Genomic DNA, 11,651 nt, shown 5'->3' on the forward strand with positions numbered 1-11,651 from the left:
AAGAACTAGCTAAAAAGTATTATACTGCTTTGCAGACCATCGGAATATCATCGGCTCCCGGCGGACTTGCGTCAATCAGGCGGATATACGAAGACGCCCGCCGATTGCGCGGCGGGCGTAGTGTCTCATTGATCTATAACTGCTGATCAAACAAGAGCGTCGGTGCTGCCGGTGATGTTGAGCGTCAGAACGCCAACATCGGTGTGGCCTTCGCCGTCGGAGATCTTGTAGTACTGGACGGTTTCCGTGACGGTCTGGCCAGCAGCCAGGTCATCCGTCAGCTCATAGGTGAATTCGCCATTCGGCTTGACGTGGAAGACGCCATAGTCGCCGACGATGTCGGTAACAGCGTCGGGGCCGCTCTTGGCGCTGACATTCGTGCCGTCGAACTGGCGAAGGAAGAGGTGACCATTGTCGCCGGCAATGTCGTTGTCCAGAACGTTGCCGCCGATAGCGTCGCCTTCGGTGAAGCTGTAGTGGTCGTCAACAGCGATCGGCTTTACCTGGGTTACGCCCTGGATGTTCAGGGTGAACAGGCCGACGTCGGTGTGACCGCTGCCGTCGGAGATCTTGTAGGAAACCTTCTCCTGGAACGATTCACCGTTGGCGAAACCGATCTTGGCGGCGTCGCTCAGGACATAGGTGTAGCTGCCGTCCGGCTTGACGAAGAAGGTGCCGTAATCGCCCTGGATTTCGGTAACCTGGCTGTTGCCCTGCTTGGCACCAACGCTCTGCTGGTCAAATGCGCGCAGGAACAGGTGGCCGTTGTCGGAGGAATCGTTGGAAAGCAGATTTCCGGAAATAACGTCGGTTTCTTTAAATGTTGCACTATCATCAGTTGCATGTATCAGCGAAGCCATTGGCTCTCTCCTAAATGTTTATTGGCGGGTCAATTTCGACCTCAGCGAGCGGCTCCTTTAACAACCTATTAATACTACAAGTCAATGGTCTATTTAACAGAAGGTTAATTTCGGTGGCGGTCTTCGCGTTGCTTCCATTCCGGCGGAATAATGTGACACTCGCGCAAAATTGAAGAAAATTTTGGAAAAACTATACCCGGATAACTTGAATAAAATGGCGCGGAGTATATCTGAAGGCGATTGGCGATGCCCGAGCCACGTCCGGGCTATCCGTTGCAATTGTGCTCGCCGAGCCTTATGTTGCTGATGTACCCGATCCAAGCGGAAATCTAAGCCGTTGCCGGCTGCTGATTGACACGCTTATGCATCGGCGCGCGCCTTAAGGCTGCGTGATGGGCAATCCCACAAACAATCGATAACGCCGGCCAAGGTCGGCAAAGGATTTCTTTTTGAACAACACACATACAGCCACCGCGGTTGCGGCGGCGAATCCGCGTGAGGATGGCGAGGCTGTCCGCAATGCTCCCAGGAACTGGAAGCCGTTTCCATGCCTTCTCACCCGCCGCGAATTGCAGGCTCTGATCGCGGAGCAGCTCGGCTGAGCGGCGATCGGGCCACCGTCCCAAACAAGGAGAACTCTAAATGCAGGTACTCGTCAGAGACAACAATGTCGACCAAGCGCTCAGAGTCTTGAAAAAGAAAATGCAGCGCGAAGGGCTGTTCCGCGAAATGAAGGTACGGCGCGCCTACGAGAAGCCGTCCGAACGGCGCGTCAGGGAAAAGGCGCAGGCGATCAGCCGACATCGCAAGGCTGCACGCAAGCAGATGCAGCGTGAAGGCCTGCTGCCCGGTCCGAAGCGGGCGGTGGCCGCCCGTTAGCAGCTTTATCCTCACCAGCCTTCGCGGGCTTTGGCGGTACATTCCCCTGAAAGGACAGACAATGGACGAACTCAATAGCCTCACCGTTTCGGAAGAACGCCTCGAGGATTGCCGCGATATCGTGGAGCCGGATCTGCAGGATCTGATTCAACGCGCTCTGACATCGGGCTTTTCCCGGGAGGAGGTTCTCATCGCCGTCAGCGAACTGGTCGCCGAAGACTTCGCAATGGTCATGAAAACCCCAAGCGTCCATTGATCGACGCCTGCCTCGATCATCTTAGGAATCGGCTCATTAGACCCGCCGACTGGGAACATCGGCTTCGGTAGACGGTTACTTCGTCTCTTGCACAGATGGAGATGACGATGGCCAATCAAGACGACGCGACACGGGTATGGGAGTTGATCGACAAGATCGGGTTTTGCATGCTGACGACCCGCAGCGGCGACGATCTGCGAGCCCGCCCGATGTCCGCCTATACCGCGCAGCTCGAGAATGCGATCTACTTTCTGACGGATGTAAGCAGTCACAAAGACGTTGAAATCACTCGCTGGCCAAACGTGTGCCTCGCCTTTGCCGACACCAAGGGACAGAAATATGTTTCCGTATCAGGGACGGCCGAGGTGCAAAACGACCGGGAGAGAATCAGGGAATTATGGGCGACGCCGGCAAAGGCGTGGTGGGACAATCCCGACGATCCTTCCATCCGCATCCTCAAGATGACGCCGGCTTCGGCCGAATATTGGGACAGCCCAGGCACGATCATCAGCTATATCAAGATGGCGGCGGCAGCAGTCTCGAACACCAAACCTGATATGGGCGACAATGCCGAGGTCAAGCTCTAGCGCATCGTGGGCTACTAAGCCCGCTCACAGCGCCACGCACCTTTTAGACACGCAATAAATCGAGTCCGGCTTAAGGAATTATGCAGTAGCCGATGCCTTGACAAAGTCGATGAATGCCCGGAGCGGCGCCGGCACCAGCCGACGCCCGGGATAGTAGAGGAACGGCCCGGAGAAGCGTTGCCACCACGGTTCGAGGATGGGCTCGAGCGCGCCACTGTCGATATGCGGGCGCAGCCAGTCCTCGAAGAGGCAGACGATCCCTGTTCCTGATATCGCTGCATCGACGGCCAAATCGGTCGCTCCGCCGACCCGCACGATCAGCGGCCCCGTCGGATCGACCCGTACGATCTCGCCATCACGCTCGAACTCCCACGGCGCCGTCATCGCACCGCTGGCAAAGCGACCCAATAGACAGGCATGGCCGAGCAGCTCGCTCGGATGTTGCGGCCGGCCACGGCGATCGAGGTAGTCGGGGGAGGCTGCGATGGCAAAGCGCTGGACGCGTGGCCCGATCGGTATTGCGATCATATCCTGCTCCAGTCGCTCGTCGTAGCGTATGCCAGCGTCGCAGCCGGCCGCGATCACGTCGACAAAGCTCTCGTCGGTGACCACCTCCAGCCGAATATCGGGATACGCTGCGAGGAAGGGTGGAACGATGGCGGGCAGCACCAGCCGCGCCGCGCTGACCGGCACGTTGAGGCGCAAGGCACCGGCCGGCCTGTCGCGAAAACCGTTGACGACATCGAGGGCAGATTCCACCTCGCTCAAAGCAGGGCCGAGCCGCTCCAGCAAGCCCTTGCCCGCTTCGGTCGGGACGACGCTGCGTGTCGTCCGGTTGAGCAGCCTGACACCGAGCTGGCCCTCCAGGCGGCGCACCGCTTCGCTGAGGAAGGAGGCGCTGCTGCCGCTGACGCGCGCCCCCTCGCGGAAACCCCCGGCACGTGCCACGGCAACAAAGGCATTGAGATCACTCAGATCTGCTTTCATTGTTCGCCACTCCGCACAGGCCGTTCGGATTATAGCCAATTTTCACGCGCGCCCACAATCCTTATCTTGGGCTCATCTTGGCGACATCTCTTGAAAGGAATTAGGTCATGTCCACTCTCGATCGGTCCAGCACGTTCAACCTCGGCGGCCGCAGCGTAAAGCGGCTCGGCTATGGCGCCATGCAGCTTGCCGGGCCTGGCGTATTTGGTCCGCCCAAAGATCATGGCGCGGCCTTGGCAGTGCTGCGAGAGGCGGTCGCGAGCGGCGTAAACCACATAGACACCAGCGACTTCTACGGCCCGCACATCACCAACCAGATCATCCGCGAAGCGCTGCATCCCTATCGCGACGATCTCGTCATCGTCACCAAGATCGGCGCGCGGCGCGGCACAGACGGATCCTGGATTCCGGCCTTCTCGCGCGAAGAGCTGACGGAGGCAGTGCACGACAACCTCCGCAATCTCGGCCTCGATGTGCTTGATGTCGTCAATCTCAGGATCATGTTCGACGTGCACGGCCCGGCCGAAGGGGCGATCGAAGCGCCCCTTACGGTGCTCGCCGATCTTCAGCGGCAAGGCCTGGTCCGGCAGGTCGGGCTGAGCAACGTCACATCCAAACAAATCGCAGAGGGGCGTGGGATCACCGAGATCGTCTGCGTGCAGAATCAATACAATCTGGCGCATCGGGCCGACGATGCCCTGATCGACGATCTTGCGCGCCACGGCATTGCTTATGTGCCGTTCTTTCCGCTCGGCGGGTTCAGCCCGCTGCAGTCTTCCACCCTGTCCGATGTCGCAGCACGCCTCAATGCGACGCCTATGCAGGTGGCGCTCGCCTGGCTGTTGCGTCGCGCGGAAAATATCCTGCTGATCCCCGGCACTTCGTCCGTCGGCCATCTCAGGGAGAACCTCGCCGCCGCCAGGCTCGTGCTGCCGGATGACGCTGTCGAAGAACTGAACCGGATGGCTGATTTTGCCGCCTGACGGTATCGGAAGGTTCGCAGGCGATCCGGTCGCTACGCCACGCTCTCGCATGGCGTAGCGACCGGATCAGGCGCATGCGGCTCCCGCTATTTCGCCAACCCCCGGCGTCCGTTGTGGTTATGCTTCAATAGCGCTCCGGCACGAGCATTTCAGGTGGAACCGGCGCCCTGTTGTAATCTGCGTGACGGATGCGGTCCGGCAACTGGATCTCAGGTTTCGGAACATCCTCGTAAGGGATCTGCTCGAGAAGATGGGCGATGCAGTTCAAACGCGCCCGTTTCTTATCCACGGCCTGCACCACCCACCAGGGTGCGTCCTCCGTGTGCGTACGCTCCAGCATTTCTTCCTTGGCTTTGGTGTATTCCTCCCAATGGACACGGCTTTCCATATCCATCGGTGACAGCTTCCATTGCTTCAGCGGATCGTGGATACGCATCTTGAAGCGGAACTCCTGCTCCTCGTCGGTGATCGAAAACCAGTATTTGATCAGCACGATACCGGAACGGACCAGCATCCGCTCGAATTCAGGCACCGAGCGGAAGAACTCCTCGAGTTCTTCCTCGGTGCAGAACCCCATGACGCGCTCGACACCGGCGCGATTGTACCAGCTTCGGTCAAAGAGCACCATTTCGCCACCGGTCGGAAGATGCGGGACATAACGCTGGAAATACCATTGATGACGTTCCCGCTCGGTAGGGGCGGGCAGCGCGACTGTCCGGCAAACGCGCGGATTGAGCCGCTGGGTCACCCGCTTGATCGCGCCTCCCTTGCCGGCCGAATCCCGACCTTCGAACAGCACCACCACCTTCAGCTTCTTATGCTGAACCCAATCCTGCAGCCGCACGAGTTCGTGCTGCAGCCGGAAGAGCTCGCGGAAGTAGGTCTTTCGCTCGAGCGTCTGCTCCGCCGGCTCCGACATTCCTTCGGCGACCAGATCGTCCAGCCGGTCTTCTTCCATCTGCATTTCCAGCTCTTCATCGAAGCTGTCGGCGATCTCAGCCTTTATGCGGCTGAGTTGGTCCTGATGTGTTTGAGACATGGATTTCCCTTCCTGCTGTTGTTGACAGGAGCATGTCAGTGCGAAGTTTATATGACGACACTGATCGAAGGCTGAAACGGTTTACCCGCGTCCGTCGTTCCAAGCGCTGCTACAGCCGTCCCGTCCGGTACTGGTCGACAAGATTCCGGCAGGCGCGGATCGTCAGGGCCATGACGGTGAGCGTCGTGCCGGCGATGCCGCTTCCGGGGAAGGCGCTGGCGTCGGTGACGATGAGGTTCGGGGCATCCCAGACCTGGTTGTAGGGGTTGAGCACCGAAGCTTGCCGGTTTTCGCCCATGCGCGCGCCGCCCGTCTCATGAATTGCCGCCCCCATGCACATGGTCTTGCGGAACCATTTGCGGAACATGAAGCGGCTGAAGGCATCGGCTTCGGGAAAGGCGCCCTTGCCCATTTCCTTGAGGCCGGTGGGCGAGCCGATGAATTCGAGGTCGCCGCCAATCTCCTTGATCATGGCGATCAGCGTCTCCTCCTGCCTTTTGAGCAGCGCCTGCTCCTCCTGTTGCATGACGCAGCGGATATGCGGCACGGGAATGTTCCAGGCATCCTTGCGCCTAACGTCGAGCGTGATGCGGTTGTCGGCATAGGGCAGCATACGGCCGAAACCGAAGAAGGCGAGACGTGCATCTCGGTCTCCGGAGACTGGCGCACGGCCGACGCTTCCCTGGTAGTCGAAATCGCCGCGGGCGGCGTCGCCCTCGCCGAAGCGGGGAATGAAGATCCCGCCCGACGGATTGTAAAACGGGTCGGTCGGCGCGGATTCGTCGGGCGCCCAGCCCTTCGCCTTGGAAAAGGAGCCGAAGGCGAGGCACGGCAGCTGGTCCATGAAATAGCGACCGAGAGCGCCTGAGCTATTGCCGAGCCCATCCGGATGTTTCGCCGAAGCCGAATTCAAGAGCAGCCGCACGCTCTCTATCGGCGAGGCCGAAAGCACCACCGTCGCGGCACGGGCGGTCGATACCTCGCCCGTGTTGCGATCGATGAACTCCGCGCCGGTGGCGCGGCCGGTTTTCTCATCCGTGGTGATACGGCGAACGACGGCGTCGTAGCGGACGGTCAACCGGCTGGTGGCCTTTGCTTCTCGCAGCGGTCGCGGCATGCGGTCGGCATCCGGCGCAATGTAGCGCCAGGAGACGACGCGCCTCTCCGGCCAGCGGTTTTCGACCGCCTGCTTGAAGATTTCTTCGGCGGGCGTCAGGCTTGCCGGCTTCGCATAGACGCCGTCCGGCAGCGTGGCGACGTTGTCCTTGTTGCCGTAGAGGCCGAGATAGGTCTCGACCTCGTCGTAGAAAGGCACCAGCTCGTCATAGGAGACCGGCCAGTCCACACCCTTTCCGGCGCGTGAGCGGATCTTGAAATCGTCGTCGGTCCAGCGCAGCAGCACCCGGCCGAAACTGTGGAGTCGCCCGCCGCCCTGGCGTCCGCGGATCCAGAGGAAGGGCTCGCCCTTCGGCGTCGTATAGGGGTTTTTGCGGTCGTTGACGAAGAAGTGGCTGAAGCGCTCGGTAAAAAACGCCGCGCGCGCCTGGATCGGTTGACCCTTGAGGGTGGCACGCGCGCGCTCCCAGATATTGATGCTGCTTGCCGGCGCCTTCTTGCGCGCGGGATCGAAATCCTTCGGCCCGACGGCGGGGCCGGCCTCGAGCAGCAGCACCGACAGCCCCTCTTCCGTCAGTTCCTTCACCGCAAAGGAACCCGCCGCGCCGGAGCCTATCACCAGCGCATCATAGACGATTTCAGACATGTCTTTTCAAATCCTGTCCTGGAGCAATCCTCAAAACGGCGCGAAACGCACCCGGAGTTGCGGGAAAACAAAGGGATGGTGCGTCACAGCCGCGATCCGTCAGCGCCGAAGAGGGACGCCTTGGCGATATCGAGCCCGGGAGCCAGAGCATCGCCGGGCTCAAGGGTCACGTCGCCCATCAGCCGGAGCGAGAGGCTCTGGTCCGCCCAGTCGAACCAGATAACGGCGTCCGACCCCATCGGCTCGACGACGGAAACGCGGCCAGGAATGGTAGGTAGGCCGGCTGTAGCCCCATCGAGCACGAGGTGTTCCGGGCGAAAGCCGAGCGTCGCCGGTCCTTCCGCCGCAGCCGCCCGGAAGGAATAGCCGGAGAGGTCGATGCTCAGCCCGTTGCCCCGGAAAACCGGCGCCGCGTCGCCGGGCTCGATCCGGCCCTCGATGAAATTCATCGCCGGAGCGCCGATGAAGCCGGCAACGAAGAGATTGGCCGGACGACGATAGATCTCGGCCGGCGAGGCAAGCTGCTGGATGACGCCGTCGCGCATGATGGCGATGCGGTCGGCCAGGGTCAGGGCCTCGACCTGGTCATGGGTGACGTAGATCATCGTGTTGCCGAGGCGCTGATGCAGCTTCTTGATTTCGACGCGCAATTCGTTGCGCAGTTTGGCATCGAGGTTCGACAGCGGCTCGTCGAAGAGGAAGACATCCACTTCGCGCACCAGCGCCCGGCCGATGGCGACGCGCTGGCGCTGGCCGCCCGATAGCTCGGCCGGCCGCCGGTCGAGCAGCTTGTCGAGCTGGAGAAGGGCGGCGGTGCGGGCGACACGCGCCTCGATCTCGGCCTTCGGCAGACCGGCGACACGAAGTCCGAAGGAGAGGTTCTTGCGGACCGACATGCGGGGGTAGAGCGCGTAGGACTGGAAGACCATGCCGATGCCACGGTTCTTCGGCTCCTCCCAACTCACGTTCTTGCCCGAGATCCAGACCTCACCTGATGTGATATCCTGGAGACCGGCAATGGCGTTCAGAAGCGTGGACTTGCCGCAGCCGGAAGGGCCGAGCAGCACCAGGAACTCGCGCGGCGCAATATCGATCGACATCTTCTCGATCACCGTATGGTCACCATAGGCGATCTTCAGGTCCTTGACGGAGACGGCAGATTGCATGGAAGCGTTACCCCTTGACTGCGCCGGCCGCGATGCCGCGCACGAACCAGCGGCCGGACAGGAAATAGATGGCAAGCGGAACGATGGCGGTCAGGATCGTCGCCGCCATGTTCACGTTGTAGGTCCGCTCGCCCATCGTGGTGTTGACGATATTGTTGAGCTGCACGGTCATTGGCAGGTTGTCGCGCCCGGCAAAGACGAGACCGAGCAGGAAGTCGTTCCAGATGCCTGTGAATTGCAGCATGGAGACCACGACAACCATCGGCACGGCAATCGGCAGCATGATCTCGAAAAAGATGCGCCAGAAGCCCGCGCCGTCGACGCGCGCCGCTTTGCACAGCTCCTCCGGCACGCTGACGAAATAGTTGCGGAAGAGCAGCGTCACCAGCGGCAAGCCGAAGATGACATGCACGAGAATGATGCCGGCCAGCGAATTGTAGAGATCGATATTCGCCATCGCCCGGACCATCGGATAGAGGAAGATCTGGTAGGGGATGAGGCCGCCGGCCATCAGCAGGCCAAAAAGCAGGTTTGCCCCGCGCGGCCGCCAGAGCGACAGCGCATAACCGTTGACGGCGCCAATGAAGACCGACAGTGCGACCGAGGGAAGGGTGATCGCCACCGAATTCCAGAATCCGCTGCGAATGCCGACGCAGACGGTTCCCATGCAGGCGCCCGACCAGGCGGTGGCCCAGGCAGAGAAATCGAGCGTCGCCGGCAGGGCAAAGATCTGCCCGAGCCGGATTTCGTCCATGGACTTCAGCGAGGTGACGACCATGGTGTAGAGCGGCAAAAGGAAGAAAAGCGCTGCGACGACGAGGAAGGCATAGAGGCCGATGCGCCCGGCTGTGATCTGTGCCGGCTTCGGGCCATTCGGATGAGGACGGGCCATCACGCAGCCCCCTTTGCTTTGTCGCGCATGTGCATCGCGTAGCGGAACGGGGCGACTGCGATGATGACGCCGAGGACAAGCACCGTCGCGCCTGCTGTGGCGAGGCCGAGGTTCTGGCGCCCGAACAGATTGTCCATGATGAATTTCGCCGGCACCTCCGTCGCATTGCCGGGGCCGCCATTGGTCATGGCAACGACGATGTCGTAGGTCTTGATCACGCCCATGGCGAGCAGCATGCCGGCCGCGGCCAGCGCCGGCCCGAGCTGGGGCAGGATGATCGAGGCATAGATCCGCCAGACCGGAATGCCGTCGATCCGCGCCGCCTTCCATTGCTCGGCTTCAATGCCGCGCATACCGGCGAGCGCAATGACCATGACGAGCCCCGCGCCCTGCCATACGCCGGCAAGCACCAGCGCATAGATCGCCATGTCGCGATTGACCACCCAGTCGAGGACGAAGCTTTCCCAGCCGAGCGAACGCACGCTCGCCTGGATGCCGAGCGTCGGATTGAGCATCCATTGCCAGATCAGCCCGGTCACCACGAAGGACATGGCGTAGGGATAGAGGAATATGGTCCTGAAGGCGCTTTCGAAGCGGATCTTACGATCCAGCGCCGCCGCCAGCAGAAAGCCCAGCAGCAAACAACCTGCGACGTAGAGGACGCCAAAGATCAACACGTTTTGCAGCGAGGCCAGCCACTTGGCGGAAGAGAAGAGTTTCGAATATTGCGCGAAGCCGACATAGGTCGAGGACGGAAAAAGCGTCGAATTGGTGAAGGACAGGCGGATCGACCAAGCCATGGTGCCGATGAAGACCACGACCGCGACGAACCATGTCGGCAGCAGCGCGATGGTGGCAGAGAGATTGGGCTTGCGTTTGATGGACATCGGCCAGCTCGTTGACGGAGTGGAAAGCGGGGCCCGCGCCGCCGGGTGAGGCGCCGGTAGCCGTGGGGTCGGATGAGGCCGACGCCACGGGTACTATCCTACTCGAAGATGGCGAAGAAGTTCTCGGCCGCAGCACCTGCGTCGTTCGAGCCGCCGCTCCAGTATTCGTCGACGAAGTCATCAAGCGCGCCAACCTGTTGGGGTGTCAGCACGATCGCCTGGTCCGGCACGATCGCACCCGCTGCCATCAGCTCGACACCCTTCTGCGCGCAGGCGTCCAGCTTCGACTTGTCGACGTCGGAGCGCATCGGAACCGAGCCCTTCTTGAGAGAAAATTCGACCTGGATGGTCGGATCCATGACGACTTCGGCGAGCAGTTTCTGGGCCTTGTCGGTCTCGACCTTGCCGGTCTTGGGGAACCAGAGGGCGTCGGCGATATAGACCATGCCCTTCGACTCCGGAACGATCATGCAGCCGTAATCCTTGCCCGGCTCTTTGCCGGCGACGGTGAATTCCCCCTTGGCCCAGTCGCCCATGAACTGCACGCCGGCCTTAGCAGTGATCAGCATGGCGGTCGCATCGTTCCAGTTGCGGCCGGCGGCTCCGGCGTCGACATAGCCGCGCAGCTTGCCGAGGATTTCAAGGGTCTTCTTCACCCCCTCGACGGATGCCTGGCTCTTGTCCTTATCGACATAGATATTCAGGAAGCCGTCGATCCCCACCTGCGAGAGCAGGATCATGTTGAAGACCTTGGTTTGCTGCCAGGGCTGGCCACCCCAGGCGACAGGCACCATTCCGGCAGCCTTCAGCTTGTCGAGATCGGCAAAGAGTTCGTCCCAGGTCTTGGGCTCTTGCGCGATGCCGGCCTTCTCGAAAGCTTCCTTGGAATAGAAGAGCCAGCTTTCACCATGGGCGCCGGTCGGTGCAAGATAGACCTTGCCGTCATAGGAGATGAGATCGTGGATCGATTTCGGCAGGGCGTCGGCCCATTTGCCCGCAGCGGCCACATCGTCGATCGGATTGAACAGGCCTTGGTTGATAAAATCGGCGGCAGCAAGGCCGATGACGCCCTGCTTGGCGCCGGGCGCGTCACCGGCGACGATCCGGTTCTGAAAGGCGGCATCGGCCGCTCCGAAGCCGGCGATCGAGGAATCCTTCCAGACGCCGCCGCGCTTTTCAAACTCGGTCTTGATGACGTTGAGGGCTGCCGCTTCGCCGCCCGACGTCCAGGACGACATGATCTCGATCGTCGGCTTGTCCTCGGCATGTGCCGAGGCGAAGAGACCGGCGAATGCCACGCCGGCAAGAAAAAGCTTCATCATGTTCTTCATTGTTCCACCTCTTGAAAATGCC

Annotated in this window: 13 protein-coding genes; 5 read left to right on the plus strand and 8 right to left on the minus strand. The window is 61.0% G+C overall.

Translation table 11 applies throughout. From position 1 onward, the window contains the following. Positions 1 to 146: 146 nt before the first annotated feature. Positions 147 to 860, minus strand: coding sequence for a calcium-binding lectin RapA2 (gene rapA2, locus G9X64_RS01560; RefSeq protein ID WP_168312984.1), 714 nt, complete (start codon positions 858 to 860; stop codon positions 147 to 149). Between the two features lie 449 nt (positions 861 to 1,309). Between rapA2 and G9X64_RS01565 the strand changes: the two genes are divergently transcribed. From G9X64_RS01565 to G9X64_RS01580, 4 genes are all read left to right on the plus strand, one after another. Next, a complete protein-coding gene (locus G9X64_RS01565; protein ID WP_168312983.1) occupies positions 1,310 to 1,462 on the plus strand; it encodes a hypothetical protein in 153 nt (50 codons plus the stop codon). A 40-nt stretch (positions 1,463 to 1,502) separates the two neighbouring features. After that, entirely contained in the window at positions 1,503 to 1,739 is a 237-nt protein-coding gene (gene rpsU, locus G9X64_RS01570) for a 30S ribosomal protein S21 (protein ID WP_168312982.1), read from the plus strand. 61 nt (positions 1,740 to 1,800) lie between these two features. Continuing rightward, complete coding sequence (locus G9X64_RS01575; protein ID WP_168312981.1) at positions 1,801 to 1,995, plus strand: hypothetical protein; 195 nt, start codon at positions 1,801 to 1,803, stop codon at positions 1,993 to 1,995. A 107-nt stretch (positions 1,996 to 2,102) separates the two neighbouring features. Further along, positions 2,103 to 2,582: a pyridoxamine 5'-phosphate oxidase family protein gene (locus G9X64_RS01580; RefSeq protein WP_171375829.1), complete on the plus strand. Its 480-nt coding sequence runs from the start codon at positions 2,103 to 2,105 to the stop codon at positions 2,580 to 2,582. Between the two features lie 78 nt (positions 2,583 to 2,660). Here the strand turns inward: G9X64_RS01580 and G9X64_RS01585 are convergent, their stop codons facing one another. Then, positions 2,661 to 3,569, minus strand: a complete 909-nt coding sequence (locus G9X64_RS01585) for a LysR family transcriptional regulator (RefSeq protein WP_168312980.1) — start codon at positions 3,567 to 3,569, stop codon at positions 2,661 to 2,663. A gap of 107 nt (positions 3,570 to 3,676) precedes the next feature. Between G9X64_RS01585 and G9X64_RS01590 the strand changes: the two genes are divergently transcribed. Next, positions 3,677 to 4,552: an aldo/keto reductase family oxidoreductase gene (locus tag G9X64_RS01590; protein WP_171375830.1), complete on the plus strand. Its 876-nt coding sequence runs from the start codon at positions 3,677 to 3,679 to the stop codon at positions 4,550 to 4,552. A gap of 124 nt (positions 4,553 to 4,676) precedes the next feature. Here G9X64_RS01590 and ppk2 read toward each other — a convergent pair whose 3' ends face one another. The 6 genes from ppk2 to G9X64_RS01620 all read right to left on the minus strand — a co-directional run bounded on the left by ppk2 (position 4,677) and on the right by G9X64_RS01620 (position 11,629). After that, positions 4,677 to 5,591, minus strand: coding sequence for a polyphosphate kinase 2 (gene ppk2 / locus G9X64_RS01595; protein ID WP_168312978.1), 915 nt, complete (start codon positions 5,589 to 5,591; stop codon positions 4,677 to 4,679). A gap of 109 nt (positions 5,592 to 5,700) precedes the next feature. Continuing rightward, positions 5,701 to 7,353, minus strand: a complete 1,653-nt coding sequence (locus G9X64_RS01600; protein WP_171375831.1) for a GMC oxidoreductase — start codon at positions 7,351 to 7,353, stop codon at positions 5,701 to 5,703. Between the two features lie 83 nt (positions 7,354 to 7,436). Continuing rightward, positions 7,437 to 8,519, minus strand: coding sequence for an ABC transporter ATP-binding protein (locus G9X64_RS01605; protein ID WP_171375832.1), 1,083 nt, complete (start codon positions 8,517 to 8,519; stop codon positions 7,437 to 7,439). Between the two features lie 7 nt (positions 8,520 to 8,526). After that, positions 8,527 to 9,411, minus strand: a complete 885-nt coding sequence (locus tag G9X64_RS01610; RefSeq protein WP_025398247.1) for a carbohydrate ABC transporter permease — start codon at positions 9,409 to 9,411, stop codon at positions 8,527 to 8,529. Continuing rightward, entirely contained in the window at positions 9,411 to 10,298 is an 888-nt protein-coding gene (locus G9X64_RS01615) for a carbohydrate ABC transporter permease (RefSeq protein WP_168317379.1), read from the minus strand. The genes G9X64_RS01610 and G9X64_RS01615 overlap by 1 nt, the downstream gene beginning before the upstream one ends. A gap of 98 nt (positions 10,299 to 10,396) precedes the next feature. Beyond that, a complete protein-coding gene (locus G9X64_RS01620; protein WP_168312974.1) occupies positions 10,397 to 11,629 on the minus strand; it encodes an ABC transporter substrate-binding protein in 1,233 nt (410 codons plus the stop codon). Positions 11,630 to 11,651: the final 22 nt, after the last annotated feature.

It is taken from the genome of Rhizobium sophorae, assembly GCF_013087515.1.
GTDB lineage: Bacteria > Pseudomonadota > Alphaproteobacteria > Rhizobiales > Rhizobiaceae > Rhizobium > Rhizobium sophorae.

Bases quoted from the DNA above. Each gene is read 5' to 3' on its own strand.
- rapA2 (WP_168312984.1), bottom strand. From the start codon at position 860: ATGGCTTCGCTGATACATGCAACTGATGATAGTGCAACATTTAAAGAA.
- rpsU (WP_168312982.1), top strand. From the start codon at position 1,503: ATGCAGGTACTCGTCAGAGACAACAATGTCGACCAAGCGCTCAGAGTC.
- G9X64_RS01575 (WP_168312981.1), top strand. From the start codon at position 1,801: ATGGACGAACTCAATAGCCTCACCGTTTCGGAAGAACGCCTCGAGGAT.
- G9X64_RS01580 (WP_171375829.1), top strand. From the start codon at position 2,103: ATGGCCAATCAAGACGACGCGACACGGGTATGGGAGTTGATCGACAAG.
- G9X64_RS01585 (WP_168312980.1), bottom strand. From the start codon at position 3,569: ATGAAAGCAGATCTGAGTGATCTCAATGCCTTTGTTGCCGTGGCACGT.
- G9X64_RS01590 (WP_171375830.1), top strand. From the start codon at position 3,677: ATGTCCACTCTCGATCGGTCCAGCACGTTCAACCTCGGCGGCCGCAGC.
- ppk2 (WP_168312978.1), bottom strand. From the start codon at position 5,591: ATGTCTCAAACACATCAGGACCAACTCAGCCGCATAAAGGCTGAGATC.
- G9X64_RS01600 (WP_171375831.1), bottom strand. From the start codon at position 7,353: ATGTCTGAAATCGTCTATGATGCGCTGGTGATAGGCTCCGGCGCGGCG.
- G9X64_RS01605 (WP_171375832.1), bottom strand. From the start codon at position 8,519: ATGCAATCTGCCGTCTCCGTCAAGGACCTGAAGATCGCCTATGGTGAC.
- G9X64_RS01610 (WP_025398247.1), bottom strand. From the start codon at position 9,411: ATGGCCCGTCCTCATCCGAATGGCCCGAAGCCGGCACAGATCACAGCC.
- G9X64_RS01615 (WP_168317379.1), bottom strand. From the start codon at position 10,298: ATGTCCATCAAACGCAAGCCCAATCTCTCTGCCACCATCGCGCTGCTG.
- G9X64_RS01620 (WP_168312974.1), bottom strand. From the start codon at position 11,629: ATGAAGAACATGATGAAGCTTTTTCTTGCCGGCGTGGCATTCGCCGGT.